Origin of the sequence: Catalinimonas alkaloidigena (assembly GCF_900100765.1) — a bacterium.
GTDB lineage: Bacteria > Bacteroidota > Bacteroidia > Cytophagales > Flexibacteraceae > Mooreia > Mooreia alkaloidigena.
This window is the reverse complement of the sequence record NZ_FNFO01000008.1, coordinates 279,089-294,782: the sequence shown is the minus strand read 5'-3', so window position 1 is coordinate 294,782 and position 15,694 is coordinate 279,089. Positions and strand designations below refer to the sequence as shown.

14 protein-coding genes are annotated in these 15,694 nt (G+C 54.5%); 8 read left to right on the top strand and 6 right to left on the bottom strand.

What is annotated here, in order from left to right:
- The first annotated feature begins 323 nt into the window (after positions 1-323).
- The 4 genes from BLR44_RS19710 (at position 324) to BLR44_RS19695 (ending at position 5,575) form a co-directional block, all read left to right on the top strand.
- A complete protein-coding gene (locus tag BLR44_RS19710) occupies positions 324-2,573 on the top strand; it encodes an ATP-dependent helicase (protein ID WP_089685283.1) in 2,250 nt (749 codons plus the stop codon).
- A gap of 204 nt (positions 2,574-2,777) precedes the next feature.
- On the top strand, positions 2,778-3,461 hold the full coding sequence (locus BLR44_RS19705) for a DUF4290 domain-containing protein (protein ID WP_089685281.1): 684 nt from the start codon (positions 2,778-2,780) through the stop codon (positions 3,459-3,461).
- Between the two features lie 161 nt (positions 3,462-3,622).
- Positions 3,623-4,927: a UDP-N-acetylglucosamine 1-carboxyvinyltransferase gene (gene murA / locus BLR44_RS19700; protein WP_089685279.1), complete on the top strand. Its 1,305-nt coding sequence runs from the start codon at positions 3,623-3,625 to the stop codon at positions 4,925-4,927.
- Between the two features lie 138 nt (positions 4,928-5,065).
- Positions 5,066-5,575 carry a pyridoxamine 5'-phosphate oxidase family protein gene (locus BLR44_RS19695; RefSeq protein ID WP_089685277.1) on the top strand — a complete coding sequence of 170 codons (510 nt, stop codon included), beginning with the start codon at positions 5,066-5,068 and terminating at the stop codon, positions 5,573-5,575.
- 44 nt (positions 5,576-5,619) lie between these two features.
- On the opposite strand, the gene BLR44_RS19690 is transcribed toward BLR44_RS19695, so the two are convergent.
- Together BLR44_RS19690 and BLR44_RS19685 are read right to left on the bottom strand one after the other, a co-directional pair.
- Complete coding sequence (locus BLR44_RS19690) at positions 5,620-5,856, bottom strand: hypothetical protein (protein ID WP_218127126.1); 237 nt, start codon at positions 5,854-5,856, stop codon at positions 5,620-5,622.
- 162 nt (positions 5,857-6,018) lie between these two features.
- Complete coding sequence (locus BLR44_RS19685; protein WP_089685273.1) at positions 6,019-6,534, bottom strand: DinB family protein; 516 nt, start codon at positions 6,532-6,534, stop codon at positions 6,019-6,021.
- A 157-nt stretch (positions 6,535-6,691) separates the two neighbouring features.
- On the opposite strand from BLR44_RS19685, the gene BLR44_RS19680 reads away from it, so the two are divergent.
- The 3 genes from BLR44_RS19680 (at position 6,692) to BLR44_RS19670 (ending at position 10,840) form a co-directional block, all read left to right on the top strand.
- Positions 6,692-7,879, top strand: a complete 1,188-nt coding sequence (locus tag BLR44_RS19680; RefSeq protein WP_089685271.1) for a helix-turn-helix domain-containing protein — start codon at positions 6,692-6,694, stop codon at positions 7,877-7,879.
- Between the two features lie 73 nt (positions 7,880-7,952).
- Complete coding sequence (locus BLR44_RS19675; RefSeq protein WP_176956128.1) at positions 7,953-9,389, top strand: S41 family peptidase; 1,437 nt, start codon at positions 7,953-7,955, stop codon at positions 9,387-9,389.
- An 86-nt stretch (positions 9,390-9,475) separates the two neighbouring features.
- Complete coding sequence (locus tag BLR44_RS19670) at positions 9,476-10,840, top strand: hypothetical protein (protein WP_089685267.1); 1,365 nt, start codon at positions 9,476-9,478, stop codon at positions 10,838-10,840.
- 65 nt (positions 10,841-10,905) lie between these two features.
- Here the strand turns inward: BLR44_RS19670 and BLR44_RS19665 are convergent, their stop codons facing one another.
- Positions 10,906-11,886, bottom strand: a complete 981-nt coding sequence (locus BLR44_RS19665) for a pyruvate dehydrogenase complex E1 component subunit beta (protein ID WP_089685265.1) — start codon at positions 11,884-11,886, stop codon at positions 10,906-10,908.
- 160 nt (positions 11,887-12,046) lie between these two features.
- Positions 12,047-13,792 carry a tetratricopeptide repeat protein gene (locus BLR44_RS19660; protein ID WP_245706116.1) on the bottom strand — a complete coding sequence of 582 codons (1,746 nt, stop codon included), beginning with the start codon at positions 13,790-13,792 and terminating at the stop codon, positions 12,047-12,049.
- 181 nt (positions 13,793-13,973) lie between these two features.
- On the opposite strand from BLR44_RS19660, the gene BLR44_RS29420 reads away from it, so the two are divergent.
- On the top strand, positions 13,974-14,192 hold the full coding sequence (locus BLR44_RS29420; RefSeq protein WP_089685260.1) for a PspC domain-containing protein: 219 nt from the start codon (positions 13,974-13,976) through the stop codon (positions 14,190-14,192).
- A gap of 96 nt (positions 14,193-14,288) precedes the next feature.
- On the opposite strand, the gene BLR44_RS19650 is transcribed toward BLR44_RS29420, so the two are convergent.
- Together BLR44_RS19650 and BLR44_RS19645 are read right to left on the bottom strand one after the other, a co-directional pair.
- Positions 14,289-15,296: a glycosyltransferase family 2 protein gene (locus BLR44_RS19650; RefSeq protein WP_089685257.1), complete on the bottom strand. Its 1,008-nt coding sequence runs from the start codon at positions 15,294-15,296 to the stop codon at positions 14,289-14,291.
- 3 nt (positions 15,297-15,299) lie between these two features.
- The gene (locus BLR44_RS19645; protein WP_089685255.1) at positions 15,300-15,635 is read right to left on the bottom strand and encodes a YbaB/EbfC family nucleoid-associated protein; all 336 of its coding nucleotides are present in this window, start codon (positions 15,633-15,635) and stop codon (positions 15,300-15,302) included.
- Between the last annotated feature and the right edge of the window lie 59 nt (positions 15,636-15,694).

The following is a 15,694-nucleotide window of genomic DNA, read 5'->3' as shown; positions in this document are numbered from 1 at the left end:
CGGAGAAATTTGGAAATGCTCTTTGTGGTCCGAGAGAGGAGAGGTTTGGGTAACCGTCTGTAATCCAGGAGTGCTTCAAAAAGATTTCTTGTCAGTTCCACCGGTGTGTCCACATTTCCAGCTATGATCTGACCGTACTTTACGGGGTGTAGCCTTTGGACACGCTTCCATGCCGTGTAGTGTTTCTTGAGACCAGCCTCCACCTGCGCAATTCGCATCAAATCAGGGGACTGCCCCCGCAGATGCCCGAAATCTCGTAACTTGCATATCCTGCAACGCAGAGCATCAAGAAATCACCCCTAACTTAACTTTAGCGACGATTCATGCGACTGAAGCTGGATTCGCTCAACGAGCCGCAACGTGAGGCGGTCCTCCATACCGAAGGACCGCTGATGGTCATTGCCGGAGCCGGCTCGGGCAAAACCCGCGTACTGATTTACCGCATTGCGCACCTGATCGAACAGAGCACGGACCCGTTCCGCATCATGGCCCTGACCTTTACCAACAAAGCGGCCAACGAAATGCGCCAGCGGATCGAGAAGATGATCGGCAACGAGGCGCGGAACATCTGGATGGGTACCTTCCACTCCATTTTTTCCCGCATTCTGCGGTTCGAAGCCGAGCGACTCAATTATCCGAGCAACTTCACCATCTACGACACCGACGATTCTAAATCGCTGCTGCGGTCCATCATCCGGGAGGCGGCGCTGGATGACAAAGTCTACAAACCGAACGTGGTACTGGGGCGGATCTCGATGGCGAAAAACCGCTTGATTTCCTGGCAGACGTACATCAACGATCCGTTTTACCGCGCCGACGACGAGGTGGCCGGCCGCCCGGAAATGGGACGCCTCTACAAACTGTACCAGCAGCGGTGTTTTAAATCGGGGGCGATGGATTTCGACGACCTGCTGTTCAACACGAATGTGCTGTTCCGCGACCACCCTGACGTGCTGCACAAGTACCAGCATCGCTTCCGGTACCTGCTGGTCGATGAGTTTCAGGACACGAACGTCTCGCAATACCTGATTACCAAAAAGCTGGCTGCCGTGCACCGCAACCTCTGTGTGGTGGGCGATGACGCGCAGAGCATTTACGCCTTCCGGGGGGCGGATATTCAGAACATCCTCAACTTCGAGAAGGATTACCCCGAGCTGAAAACCGTGCGTTTGGAGCAGAACTACCGTTCGACCCGCAACATTGTCGAAGTAGCCAATTCGCTCATCAAGCACAACGACCGCCAGCTGCGGAAAGAAGTCTGGACCGACAACGAACAGGGCGACCAGATCGAGCTGATCAAAGCTTCGAGCGATGCGGAAGAGGCCCGGCTGGTGGCGACCTCCATTTTCGAAGACAAAATGAACGGCGCGCTGCGCAACCAGGATTTCGCCATCTTGTACCGCACCAATGCCCAGTCGCGGAACGTGGAAGAGGCCCTGCGGAAGATGAACATCAAGTACCGCATCGTCGGGGGGCTGTCGTTCTACCAGCGCAAAGAAATCAAGGATCTGCTGGCGTACCTGCGGTTTGTGGTCAATCACAACGACGAGGAGGCGCTGAAGCGCATCATCAACCTGCCCAAGCGCGGCATCGGCGATACGACCATCGCGAAGCTGATCGTGATGGCCAACGAAAACGACGTTTCGTTGTGGGACATCATCGGCAACATCTACACGGCCATGTCGGGGCGGACGGCGAACTCGATCGATGCGTTCGCCAACCTGATCAAGAGTTTCGACCTCGCTATGCAGACCAAGAATGCCTTCGAAGTGGCGTCGCAGGTGGCACGCGAGTCGGGCTTGCTGAAGGAACTCTACGAAGACAAAACTCCGGAAGGCATCTCACGTTACGAGAACGTACAGGAATTGCTGAACGCCATCAAAGAGTTTGTCGACAACCCGGAAAACGAAGACAAAACCCTGGGCACGTTTTTGCAAACCGTCTCGTTATTAACGAGTTGGGAAGACGATCAGAACAAAGATCCTGACCGGGTAACCCTGATGACCATCCACTCGGCCAAGGGACTGGAGTTCCGGAATGTGTATGTGGTGGGTATGGAAGAGGACCTGTTTCCCTCGCAGATGATGCTCAACAGCCGCGAAGATCTGGAAGAAGAGCGCCGCCTGTTTTACGTCGCCATCACCCGTGCGGAGAAAAAGCTCACCCTCTCGTACGCGCTGAGCCGCTACCGTTTCGGGAACATTCGCAGTTGCGAGCCCAGCCGGTTTCTGCAGGAGCTGGACGGCCAATACCTGAAAGTGACGCGCCGTTTCCGGACCGAAGAGGCCGCGCCGCGCCCCACGCGTTTTGCGGCGCAGTTCAAGCGGGCCGGTGCGCCGGTGAAACGCATTCCTGTGAATGGAAAGAGCGCCCATCAGCCCTCGGCCAATTTCCGGCCCAGCGACCCGATGCGCCTGAAGGCAGGCATGACGGTAGAGCACCCCAAATTTGGGTTCGGTACCGTCAGCGCTGTCGAAGTGCAGGGCAACGACCGCAAGGCCCGTATTAATTTTCAGCAACATGGCGAAAAGACGTTACTTTTGAGCTTCGCCAAGCTGATGATCCACGAGTAACCGGTGTGAGGGGGCGATGGCGTGATAACGCGCCCTCTTTTGAGCAGACGAAACGGTGCTTCGGCAGAGAAGGAAGGGCCCGCGCTACACGTTGAGGCGTTGGTGCCTATTGAACCAAACCCACTACCTGCATAGCTATACCCTGAGACCTGAGGTCTCTACCCATCTGTAATCAGTCATTTGCCTTTTGTAATTTTTAATTCCATGCCAGAGAGAGAAAATCTATTTTATTATTATACGGAAGATGAGGACATCATCCTGAAAGAATACGGCCGGAATGTGCAACGTCTGGTGCAGCACGTCATGAGCATTCCGGACCGTGAAGAGCGCACGCAATCGGCCATCGTCCTGGTGGACCTGATGCGGCAGCTCAATCCGAACTTCCAGAATACGCAGGATTACCACCAGAAACTCTGGGACGACCTCTACATCATGTCGAATTTCGAACTGGACGTAGACGGACCCTATCCCAAACCCGAGCCGGCCATCATCCATAAAAAACCACAACGCATGCGCTACCGCGAAGGCGAAGTGCGTTACAAACACTACGGCCGCAACTTAGAACTGCTGGTGCAGCGGGCCGTCGATCTGGAAGATCCGGAGGAGCGCGAGGCGGCCATCATCTACCTGGGCAAGCTGATGAAGAGTTTTTACAGCACCTGGAACAAAGAAAACATTGAGGATGAGGTCATTATCCAACAGTTGCGTGACGTTTCCCGCGGAAAACTTACAATCCCGATCGAGCGCGTAAAGGCGCAGAACCTCTTCGATTCGCAGCCCGTGCGCGATTATCCCGGCAGCAGTAGCAACAACAACACGAGCAACAGCAGCAACCGAGGAAGTCGCAACTACCGCAGCAACCGTCGCCAGGGTGGGAGACGTCGGTAATTCCATAAATTTCTTACACACCACGAATTTTAAGCACTTCGCCAGGCACGCGTCCCGGAGGAGTGCTTTAACTTTGGTACTCCTCAGTAAATGAGCGAGTTAGCTTTTTGAGCTGCGGACTATCAACAAACTTTTGATCTACACAACCCTTACACAACTTCATGGCTTCACTCGAAATAGAAGGAGGTTACCCATTGCGCGGCGATATTGTTCCGCAGGGGGCCAAAAACGAATCATTGCAGGTACTGTGTGCGGTTCTGCTCACGCCGGAACCTATCATCATGCGGAACCTGCCCGATATTCGTGATACAAACAAACTGATTGAACTGCTGGGCTCCCTGGGCGTTTCGGTAGAGAAGTTGGAAGAAGGGGCTTACCGGTTTGAGGCGAAAGACGTAAAACCAGAATACATGGACACGCCGGAGTTTGCCAGCCAGGCGGCTTCGCTGCGGGGGTCCATCATGATTTTGGGGCCGATGCTGGCACGTTTCGGACGCGCCCGCATTCCCAAGCCCGGAGGCGACAAAATTGGCCGCCGGCGGTTGGATACACACTTCATCGGACTGGAAAAGCTGGGTGCCAAATTCAACTACAACGCCAAAGACGGGTTTTACCACATCGACGGGACCAACCTGGAAGGATGCTACATGTTGCTGGACGAGGCATCGGTGACGGGCACGGCCAACATCATCATGGCGGCCGTCCTGGCCAAAGGCAAAACCACGATCTACAACGCCGCTTGCGAACCGTATTTGCAGCAGCTCTGCCACATGCTGAACCGCATGGGGGCCAAAATTTCGGGGGTGGGGTCCAACCTGTTGACCATCGAAGGGGTGGAAGCCCTGGGTGGCACCGAACATACGTTGTTGCCCGACATGATCGAAATTGGGAGTTTCATTGGGCTGGCGGCCATGACGGGCTCGGCCATCACCATCAAAAATGCACGCATCGACCAATTAGGCCTGATTCCGAGCGTTTTTGAGCGGATGGGCATCCGACTCGAATTCCGCGGCGACGATATTCACATTCCGGTGCATCACCACTACGAAATCGATACGTTTATCGACGGCTCGATCCTGACGGTTTCCGACCACCCGTGGCCTGGCTTTACGCCCGATCTGCTGTCGATTGTGCTGGTCACGGCCGTGCAGGCACGCGGAACGCTGCTGGTGCATCAGAAAATGTTTGAAAGTCGCCTCTTTTTTGTCGATAAGCTGATCGACATGGGTGCACAGATTATCCTTTGCGACCCGCACCGTGCTACGGTCATCGGACTGGACCGGAAAATGAACCTGCGCGGCATTCGCATGTCGTCGCCCGACATTCGGGCCGGGGTATCGCTCCTGATTGCGGCGCTTTCGGCCGAAGGCACCAGCATCATCGACAATGCCGAACAGATCGACCGGGGGTATCAGAAGATTGACCAACGGCTCCAGGCCGTGGGGGCCAAAATTCGCCGACTCTGACATTAATTTGCTATACGATTGGATTGTACGAAGGCAGCTCACCCGAGCTGCTTTTTTATTTTGCTCTGACTCAAACCTTTTTCTAATGCAGTAGTAATCAAACATATACCCCATTTTTTCACCTTACTGACAACACACATGGAAGGGCAAATCACACACACCGATGCGGCCATCAAACTCAAAGAAGAAATTGAAAAGGTAGAGATCGCCATGCTCACCACCCAAGGGGACGACGGGCGATTTCGGGCACGCCCCATGCACACCACGCGCGTGGATGCCGACGGGATCTTATGGTTTTTTACCAGCGACCAGTCGGATAAGGTCCGGGAAATCGAGCGCAATCCGAAAGTTGGGTTAGGCTATTCGGGGCCTGGCAAAGACACCTACGTGTCGGTTTCGGGCGAAGCGCAACTGGTAAAAGACAAAGCCAAGATGCACGATCTGTGGAATCCGACCTTAAAGGCCTGGTTCGCCGATGGGCTGGATACCCCCGATATTGCCTTGCTGAAGATCACCGTCGAGAAGGCGGAGTATTGGGATTCGGCTTCAGGGACTTTGTTGACGCTGTACGGAATGGTCAAGTCGACCGTGACGGGAAAAGATGCACGAGGCGATTCAGAGCACGAAAAGCTCGACGTCCGATCGTAAATTCACATAAAAAAGAAAAGGCGAGTGTCGACTCGCCTTTTTTATTAATTCAATACCAGCGGGAAGTTATAAAGCGTAGGACTCATCCCAAACGTGTAGCGATCGCGCAGGATTAGCTCTTCGCGTGGTCCCTCGGGAGTATTTTTCGCGCGGAAGGCCCAAAGGGTCATCATGCGCCAGCTCTCTTCCTGGTACAACATCGAAATTACCTGCTGCTGTACCCGCGAAGGCATCAGCGAAGCTACAATCATTTGTCTTTGTGAGTCGTTGGGGAGTTTCATATAATAACCGATAACAGTTTAACTCCAAATTAAGAACGGAATACGGTTTTTGCCGCAAAATGCCATAAAAAATATGGTGCGTGTAAGTTTTTGCGTTCAATGTTATGGAAATGATAATTCTCCGCGTTGAATTTGTGGCGGTGTTATGCTTTTGTTAAGCGCTTACCACCCGCGGTACGATGGCGGTTCGATGCCGTTCATGCGCAGATAAAGGATGCACTGTGCACGATGATGGGTCATATGATCGCGCATCACGTAAAAAAGACGTTCTTTGTTAACAGGCGCATTGCCAAAGGTGACCGGATCGGCCAGGGCCTCGGGCGGAAAATGTTGCGCTGTGGCCTCCACGTACGAAAACGCGGCAGTTAGTGCAGTAATTAATTCTTTTTTGGAAAGATGCTCTAAAGACCTCCCTTCGAGTGGTGACGTTTCGTCTTTCAGAAATGTAGACGTAATCCAGTTGAGGTTTTGCACCAGATGCGTCAACTGCTCCCGGAAGGTCATCACGTCTGGCGTAGGCCGGTAATCGTATGCGCTTTCTGGCATCGCGTCGGCTACTTCCAGGGTGTACGCGCCGGCCCGCGCCCACAGGTCCAGAAAATTGCTTTTGAAGTCGGGTTCCGGCGGCGTAGCTCCCCACAGCGGAACAACAAGGCAGAGGAATAGAAAAGGTTGCATGACGAGGGATTGATGGAAGGGGAAAAGTACGGTATTTCATCCTGATGCTTCGGGCCCCGCGCTGCCGGGCGATGTCGGCTTTTTACTTGTGACCTGTACCAGCGCGTCGGTATTTTGCTTCTGCAACGAACCGCGTATTTTTAGTAAAAACGAAGCTATGGGCATCGGATTTCTGCCACTGATTCTGGTTGCTGGAGCCTTGCAAGGCCTGTTGCTGGCCTGCCTGCTCCTGACCCGCCATGCCAACCGCCGTGCCAACGGTCTTCTGGCACTGCTCCTCGTGCTGCTGTCGGTTCAGTCCGTGCTGGTGGCTTTCGACAACCGCGCTTTTTTTCTCCAATTTCCGCACCTGAGCAAAGTAGGCTGGCTGCTGCCTTCGCTGTTTGGGCCGTTACTCTACCTGTACGTGCGTCAGCTTACGGAGCCGCCCCGCGGGTCCTGGCGAGATGCCGTGCATCTGGTGCCCTTCTTCGCTTGCCTCTGCGTTCTGTTGCCCTATTACGTACAACCCGCCGCTGAAAAAATCGCCTACCTCGACGATTTTGAGCGCGCTTCGCAAGACGATTTTGGTTGGCTGAACCAAGCGCTGAACGGTCTGCACGTGGTGTATCTGGGGATAGCGCTCTACACCTTGCAACGTTATCAACGTCAGTTGCAAGAGATGTATTCCGATGCACAAGCCCTGCGGTTACGCTGGCTCTGGCAACTGTTGGGCTTTATGCTGGGCATCCTGGTGATTTCCATTCCGACGTTTTATGCGCGCAAATGGGGCTGGTGGGGGCTGGCCGCGTTTTATCATTATCACTACCTCGGGGTGATCGGCTGCATCTACTGGATGGGCTACCGGGCCCTGACCCAACCGCAGTTGTTCAATCCTGCCCTGAACGTACGCGGCGCACGTGAGGCCGCATCGCTGCCCGCCGTGGCCGATCCGCCCACCGCCGTACCGGAGCCACCGGCTAAGTATCAGCGATCGGCTTTGAAAGAAGAAGAGACGGCAGTTTACCACGAACGTCTGCTGCGGCACATGCAACACGCCCGACCCTACCGACAATCAACGCTGACGATTCAGGAACTGGCCGATCAATTAGAACTGCCGCGCCACCATTTGTCGCAGCTCATCAACGAGCAACTGGGCAAGAATTTTTATGATTTCGTGAACGGCTATCGTGTGGAAGAAGCGAAGCAACTTCTGTGGGATGAAGAATACCGCCACCTGACCATCCTGGGCATTGCCGAAGAAGCGGGCTTCAATTCTAAAGCTACGTTCAACGCTGTGTTTAAGAAACAGACCGGCCAGACCCCCTCGGAATTTATGCGCAAAAATGCCCGGGAATTGGTCTGAACTTCGCGGATCGGACGACACGCCATCTTTCTCATTCTACTTTTGTGACGTATTTCAACCAACTCCAAGTACCATGATACGTCTCCTTTGGCTCGCCTGTGCTGTCTTGTGGCTGGCGGCCGCCCCCCGACTTTATGCGCAGGATACCCGCCTGTCGTCCACCCAACTGCAGGAAGATTTCAGCATTTTCCGCCAAGCGCTGGAAGAAGCTCACCCGGGTCTGTACCGGTACACGTCAAAAGCCACCTTCGACTCCCTCTTCGACGCCACGTCCGCGGCGCTCCAGCGGCCTTTATCGCGGCAGGAGTTCTACGTCACGCTCACGCCGCTGATCGCTGCGCTGCGCTGTGGCCACACCAAATGGATGGCATCGGGCCGCGAAGAAAAATACCCGTTTCATACGGAAGACCTGTTCCCCTTGCCGCTCTACATTGTCGGCGAACAGGCGTGGGTCCTTGGACACTACGGTGCAGACTCGCTACCGGCCGGAGCGGAAATTGTGGCAATCGACGGGCAACCGATGCAGAGCCTGATCGGCCAACTGTTGCCGGTGCTCACTTTCGCCGACGGGGACACCCGCAACGGAAAGTACGCCGATCTGAACCACTACTTTTCAGGCATTTATGCTACATACATCGGAACGGGCCCGCAGTATGAGGTGACGTACCGGGCCGGAGGCGAAACGCAAACGACTACCCTCCCGGCCGTGACACTAGAGGCGATTCATCACTACGAAAAGGCACACGCCACTCCTGCCCAACTGCCGTTACGGTTGAACTGGGTGGACGACCAGACCGCCCTGTTGCGAATTTCCAGCTTCTGGGTCGATAAAAAAGAACAAGACTTTGAGCAGTTCCTGGAAGCTTCGTTTCGGGAGATCAAAGAGAAGGGAGCACAACACCTGATTCTGGATCTGCGCGACAACGAAGGCGGCCGGGATCTGTGGGGAAAATTGCTGTACAGCTATATGACCGATCAACCCTTTGCATACTACGATCGCCTGGTAGCCACGGGGCAGAAGCTGACCTTTCCGGGCTACCATCCTTCCATCTACAAAATGGTACGGCCGTTTTTGCACAAAACACCCACGGGTGCCGAGTGGCGTAATCGGGCGCGCCTGAAACCCGGCAAACCCAAGAACGAGGCTTTTCTGGGCGATGTGTACGTGTTGATCAACGGGCGCAGCTTTTCGGTCACGACCGAGTTTGCGGCTTGTGCTCAGGTAAACCAACGCGCTGTGTTTGTAGGACAGGAGACCAGTGGTGCGCTGCAAGGGGACAACAGTGGCGTTTTCACCATCGCGAAGCTCCCGCATGCCAACCTGGAGCTGGGCATTCCGCTGGTGGCCTACTACATGGCAGGCGTTGAAGCGACCCCTCACCAGGCAGGGGGCATCCAACCCGACTACGAAATTGTCCCGACGATTCAGGACGTGCTGGCCGGGCAGGACCCCGCTCTAGCACACACCCTGGAGTTGATCGCCGCTGGCACCCGCGCCGCTCAGCCTTAAGTAGTCCTCTCTTCTTCTCCCTTACTCCACACGCCTGCGCTCAGACTTGTCGGCCATTTATTTCTCCTTTCTTCAAGCAAAATCCGATGAAATTGTTTCGTTTTTGGGTCTTCTTCCTGTTCGTAGGAAGCGGCCTTTCGTGGGGGCAATCGACCGAAGTGTATCGGTTACGCCTTGCCTTACCACTTTATGACTTTCCGCAAAACCGCGACCTGCCGTACCGGATGCCTTCCATGCAACAGGCCGCGCAACTTAGTAGCGATGTCTATGACCTCAGTTACTGGGGGATTGATGGCCTGAGCAATCTGGTTCTGCCGGTTTCTGATCACACCACCGGCGGCCGAAAGCTGCTGAACGGCTCGCTAAAGTACCTGATGAGCCTGGGGTTGGTGCGTTACGGAAGCGAACTCCCCCTGCCGTTGGGCGTTTGGGCACACGAAGAGTTTCACCGCGCGGTGTTGGGCATGAACGGCGCTTCTCCCAAAAATGGGAACTGGCTGTTTACGCGGTGGGACGGAACAGTATTCGGCGTAAGCGATGCGCAATTGACGGTGCTCAAGCGGGATCACCTGCCCGACTTGCTGTATGCCTACGTAGCGGGTTTGCAGGCGGAAAGTTACCTGACCCAGTACAATCTGGTGCGCGATGTACACGAACCCAGAACGATCTACAAGAACGCGCTTTACCTCTACAATGCTTACTATGGTTGGAATTACTTTCGCTTTTCTACCTCGGCTGCCAGCGATTCGGTCAAAGTGCTTGCGCCACCGCACGAAGCAGCGCAGGACGTGAACCGCGACTTTGCCGGTGCCGACCTGACCGCCTGGGCTTACGACTTGTTTGGGCCCGATCGCCCGTATACCGAGCGTGATCCGTTTCCAAATGGCGAGGGCGTAAACCGACGGGTAGGCTTCCAGGATCTTTCGCCAGAAGCACAACATTACCTGGAAGCGCAGAAAAAGCTGTCGCTGATTAATTTTTTGAACCCAGCCATTTTTGGAGTGAATCGCATTCGATTCGGAGAGCGGTTCTCGTTTCTGGTGTTTCCGCAATACGTCCCGACCCACTTCGGGCACGCCATCTCGCTGTTTGTACCGCTGCGCACGGTGCGTTACAAACTCCTGGCGGCGGTCCATACGTTTCGAAATCAGCACCATACGTATCCTGGCGTGGAGGTCGACCTCTTCGATTACGTTCCGGCCGACTCACGCTGGCTCCTTTCCGGAAGTGCGCAGGGCTGGCAACAACCCGGTCGGCAGGGCTTCTTCGATACGGAGGGAAAATGGGGTGGGGCGCTGGCGTTGACGGCGGGCTACCAGGTGGGTTCGCATTGGGCCTTGGCGGCGACACTAACCAGCAAAACCGCCGGCTGGCAGATGGCCAACCCGTTTCTGACGGCCAACACCAGTGCTCGTCTGGAAGTACGGTATCAGTTGGCGCGCCAGCACTGATCAGGCAGGCGAAAAACAAAAATCCCCTCGGAAGAGGGGATTTTTTATCAGCATCTTGAAAATTCCTAGCTACGGTAGAGGCTCGCGTTGATGGCCTCGATGGTGCGCTTTGTGCTGGGCAGAATGGCGTCGATGAGCGTGGGTGCATACGGCAGCGGTACGTCGCGGCTGGTGATGCGATACACGGGGGCATCGAGGTAGTCGAACGCGTAGCGCTGGATGTGGTACGCCAACTCGGCCGAGATTGAGGCTAGCGGCCAGGCTTCTTCCACGATGACGAGGCGATTGGTCTTTTTGATCGACTCGATGATGGTCGCGTAATCGATCGGGCGAACCGAGCGCAGGTCGATCACCTCGACCGAAACGTTGTCTTTCGCCATTTCTTCTGCGACTTCCAGTGCGATCTTCATCACCTTGCCAAACGAAACAACCGTTACGTCCGAGCCTTCCCGCTTCACATCAGCCTTGCCGATCGGAATCAGGTATTCTTCTTCCGGCACTTCGCCTTTGTCGCCGTACATCAATTCCGACTCCATGAAAATCACCGGATCGGGGTCGCGAATGGCGGTTTTCAAAAGCCCTTTGGCGTCGTAAGGGTTTGAAGGCACCACGACTTTGAGGCCGGGCGTATTGGCGTACCAGTTTTCGAAGTTCTGTGAGTGTTGCGACGACAGCATCCCGGCGTTCCCGGTAGGGCCGCGGAAAACGATCGGCACCGAGTACTGACCACCCGACATCGACATCATTTTGGCGGCGCCGTTTATCACCTGATCGATGGCCACGAGCGAGAAGTTGAACGTCATGAACTCGATGATGGGACGCAGGCCATTCATGGCTGCACCGATGCCGATGCCGGCAAAGCCCAGCTCCGAAATGGGCGTGTCGATCACCCGGGCCGCCCCGAACTCGTCGAGCATTCCCTGGCTTACTTTATAGGCTCCGTTATACTCAGCGACTTCTTCTCCCATCAGGAAGATACTCTCGTCTCTGCGCATCTCTTCCGACATGGCCTCGCGCAACGCTTCGCGAAACTGTATTTCTCTCATGAATGAACGTAATTTAGGCGGTTGATCCCGAGGAAACGCATGCGCGTCCCATAAGGGTCGGTAAAATTATGGATTAATTTCAAAAGGGGCCGCGGATTTTTTGCATTAAAAAAGGCCCATCCGGTTTCGAATGGGCCTTTTTTAGAAAGATCAAGTTTGATTACTGCACGGCGTCTTTGAACGTCTGCGAATCGAAGTATTTCTGGAATTCCAGGTCGTCGATGGCATAGGCGCGCAGCGAAGCGTCTTTTTGAATCGCCTGGCGCAGCATATCGGCCATGGCCTGCTCGTTGCCTTGTTGGGCGGCTACAATGGCGCTACCGTAGTAAGCCAACGCCAGTTCAGAATCTGACTGAATGGCTTCGTCGAAGCTGGCACGTGCGTTGTTGAAGTCGTCGCTCAACAACTGAGCCAGACCGCGGTTGTACAGCACCATGGCAGTGTCAGGAGCGCTGCTCAGGCTGCGGGCCGCTTCACTGTACATGCCACGCATGATTTGCAACGTGCCCATCATGCCGTTCAGGCCTTGACGTAATTCTTCGTCGGGGTTCATATTCATCGCCTTTTGCAGGTTCTGCATGCCCATGTCGTAGTCGCCCTGCATCATGTTGAGGGTCGCCATGTTGGCATATACTTCAGGAGATTCCTGGCGATTCTTGGCGATGCCCAGTTGCGTGTTGGCTTGCTCCAGGTAGTTGCTCATCGAAGACTCGCTGGTCTGCTCGGCAGCCATTTGCAGGTAAACCGTAGCCAGGTCGTTGTGTGCCTGCCAGCGATCGTTCTTCTTGATAGCGGCCTGATAGATGGCTTCTTTTTCTTCCAGCAGCGGCGTCAGGGTCGCAGAGAAGGCCAGTTCAGCGTCAGACAGCGTGTCCATGCTAACCGAACCTTGTGTAATGCCTTTCGACAGGGCCGAAATTTCAGGAAGGCTTTTCTTCTCTTTCACCGTCAGGATTTCTGTGGTAGCGGTACGCGTTTTCGGGTATACCGTGCTGAGCAAGTACCGGTAAGACGACAGTCTGTGCAGCGCGTCTTCTTTGTCTTCGAAGCTGCCTGAACCATTGATGATGCTCAGGATCTCATCTTTCTGGGTTTGTGTCAAACGCTCGTCGCGGCCCAGTTCAGCTTTCAGCGAGTCCCAGTTTTCAACTACTGCTTTAGGCAGGAACTCGATCGAGTCGGCCATGCCCTGGTAGTCGTAGCGGCCCATCTGGCGGCGATAGTATTTCTCAATAGCTTCGGCGCGGTCGTCGGCCAGACGTGCGTTGATACGCTCAGCACCTTCCGGAGAGTGAGTACCCGTGATGGTTACGCTGCGCGTTACGTTTTTGTCGGCGATGAACGCGTTCAGGAAACGTCCGCGTGAGCTGCGTACCTCAGTCGGACGCAGGTAAGAGCTACCTTGCTGGAAGAAGAACTGCACGTACGTAGGCTCAAGCTCTTCGCCCGTGTTGTATTCGTGGTCGGCGTATGCGTAGAAGTAATAAGGCTGAACCAGCTTAGAAGTCGTAATGACCCCGTCAGCAATTTTGAATTCAGGCGTCGACTTCGACTTACCGTTGGCGCTGGCGGCCGTGCCAATCACGACCAGATCACCGCGACGCATCGCATCCTGGTAGGGGAAAGAAAAAGTCTCTGATTTCGAGGGGTTCTCGGTCTTCGCGTTGGGGTAATCAGCCCAGTTAAACACAATGTTCCCCGCATCTACAGACTCACCACCATAATTGTATTTGACGTCGGCGGTATAGGTTTTGTTCTTCTTTAACATCTTGAGCGGAAGCTTGGCCGAGGTCGTAAACCGTACCGTATCCGCATGAACTTCCAGCGGCGACGGCGTAACGGTTAGTTCCTGATCCTGAGCCATCTTCACCATTTTGTTCAGTGCACACCCCGAAAGGCTGACCATTCCCAAAAGGGTTAAACTGGAAATTAGTCTATTGAGATAATTCATAGGTGAGGATTATTGATTGTTTTAATGCTGCGAAAATATCGTTATATTCCGGGTTTTCAAAAGTCCGGGAACTTTTTTGACGGTGCTCTGGCATTTGCTATATTCCACATTATAAACTTCATGTCCTCTTGAGACGATGGAAAAAATCCGTTTATTTTTTGAGGATAAAGCGTTTGGCGTTTGCACCCAACTAAGCGATAAGGTAGGGATTTCCACCACAAACGTCCGCTTATTTTTCATCTACGCGTCTTTTCTGACATTGGGTTCACCCGTTATTATGTACCTGGTGTTAGCCTTTGTGCTAAAAATCCGGCAGAATTTGAGGCGCGGTCACCGAACCGTATGGGAAATCTAAAGAAGATACAATTTCTTCAGGTTCCGCTTCCGCGCGCTATTCATTCGCTTTTCTACGCAGCTTCTTCCTGAAATGATACAACAGTTTTTTTGTTTTTTAAGGAAGTAGTTGAGAAAAGCGCCGTTTGCCTTTGATAAAATAACTCCAGACCAGGCTGCCCGGCAGGACGCCTACGTCGAGCGGTTGCGTGTTGATACGCTGCCGTTTGCGCCAGTGACGGGCCACATTTCGGTAGAAACTAGCGTGGGCTTTCAGAATGGCGCGGGTGTCTTTGAGGCTATCGGTCAGCAGAAATTTGATGCCCGCGATGCCATCCAACACCATGCGGGTGAAGAGAATAAAGGGTAGTTGTGAGGCAGGTACATTTTTGAGTAACAGCGTCAGGCCATTCCGAAAATTGAGGTACGTTTTCCGGGGATTGGAGCGTTCGAGCGTGCCGCCGCCCACGTGGTAGACGGTGCTGCGACCACAGTAATAAATGCGGTAGCCCAGGTTGCGCAGCCGCCAGCAGAGATCGATTTCCTCCATGTGGGCGAAGAAGTCCTCGTCGAAACCACCCACGGCGTGAAAGGCATCAGCCTTGATGAACAGACACGCCCCGCTGGCCCAGAACACCTCACGGTCGTCGTCGTACTGCCCCGTATCCTGCTCAAGCGTATTGAACAGCCGCCCCCGGCAAAACGGATAGCCCAGCCGGTCGATGTAGCCCCCCGCCGCCCCGGCGTACTCAAAATAGTCGGGAGCGTGGAAACTGCGAATCTTGGGCTGGCAGGCGGCGGCCCGGGGGTGCTGTCGGAGCAACGCCAGGGGCGATTCGAGCCATCCTTCTGTCACTTCCACGTCAGAGTTCAACAGAACGTAGACCTCAGCCTCGATTTGCTGAAGCGCCTGATTGTAGCCACCCGCAAAGCCGGCGTTGGTCGGAAGCTGAAGGATTTCTACTTCGGGGAACGTGTGCGTCAGTACCGCCACCGAATCGTCGGTAGAGGCGTTGTCGACCACAATGACGCGGCTGTCGCCCCGGTGCCGCACCACAGAAGGCAGAAACTGTTGGAGATAGTGGCGTCCGTTCCAGTTCAGAATGACGATGGCCGTTTGCGGCATTGATTAGAAAGGGAAACCGCCGCCCAGGTTGAGTCCCGGAATGTTGAACATGCTGGAAGCGCGCTTCTGCATCTCATCTTTCGCAATAGTTTCCATGTCGGCCAGAGCCTTGTTGACAGCCGCTACCACCAGGTCTTGCAGCATTTCGCGGTCGTCGGGCTTGACCAGATCCGGGTCGATCTCCAGACTGACGATTTGCCGCCGCCCGTTGACCGTCACTTTTACCATGCCTGCTCCGGCCTCGGCGCTGGTCGTCATGACCGCGATTTCCTCCTGAAGCTCTTGCATCTTCGTCTGGGCCTCTTTGAACTGCCCCATCATTTTATTTAAATCGAACATATCTGAAAACGCTAAATCTTCACCACGTGGTTCGCACAAAACTACGTAAAAAACAGGCG

Coding starts and splice junctions, on each gene's coding strand:
- BLR44_RS19660 (WP_245706116.1), bottom strand. CDS start 13,792: ATGGTCAGCCTTTCGGGGTGTGCACTGAACAAAATGGTGAAGATGGCT.
- BLR44_RS19675 (WP_176956128.1), top strand. CDS start 7,953: ATGATACGTCTCCTTTGGCTCGCCTGTGCTGTCTTGTGGCTGGCGGCC.
- BLR44_RS19645 (WP_089685255.1), bottom strand. CDS start 15,635: ATGTTCGATTTAAATAAAATGATGGGGCAGTTCAAAGAGGCCCAGACG.
- murA (WP_089685279.1), top strand. CDS start 3,623: ATGGCTTCACTCGAAATAGAAGGAGGTTACCCATTGCGCGGCGATATT.
- BLR44_RS29420 (WP_089685260.1), top strand. CDS start 13,974: ATGGAAAAAATCCGTTTATTTTTTGAGGATAAAGCGTTTGGCGTTTGC.
- BLR44_RS19690 (WP_218127126.1), bottom strand. CDS start 5,856: ATGAAACTCCCCAACGACTCACAAAGACAAATGATTGTAGCTTCGCTG.
- BLR44_RS19650 (WP_089685257.1), bottom strand. CDS start 15,296: ATGCCGCAAACGGCCATCGTCATTCTGAACTGGAACGGACGCCACTAT.
- BLR44_RS19665 (WP_089685265.1), bottom strand. CDS start 11,886: ATGAGAGAAATACAGTTTCGCGAAGCGTTGCGCGAGGCCATGTCGGAA.
- BLR44_RS19680 (WP_089685271.1), top strand. CDS start 6,692: ATGGGCATCGGATTTCTGCCACTGATTCTGGTTGCTGGAGCCTTGCAA.
- BLR44_RS19670 (WP_089685267.1), top strand. CDS start 9,476: ATGAAATTGTTTCGTTTTTGGGTCTTCTTCCTGTTCGTAGGAAGCGGC.
- BLR44_RS19685 (WP_089685273.1), bottom strand. CDS start 6,534: ATGCAACCTTTTCTATTCCTCTGCCTTGTTGTTCCGCTGTGGGGAGCT.
- BLR44_RS19705 (WP_089685281.1), top strand. CDS start 2,778: ATGCCAGAGAGAGAAAATCTATTTTATTATTATACGGAAGATGAGGAC.
- BLR44_RS19695 (WP_089685277.1), top strand. CDS start 5,066: ATGGAAGGGCAAATCACACACACCGATGCGGCCATCAAACTCAAAGAA.
- BLR44_RS19710 (WP_089685283.1), top strand. CDS start 324: ATGCGACTGAAGCTGGATTCGCTCAACGAGCCGCAACGTGAGGCGGTC.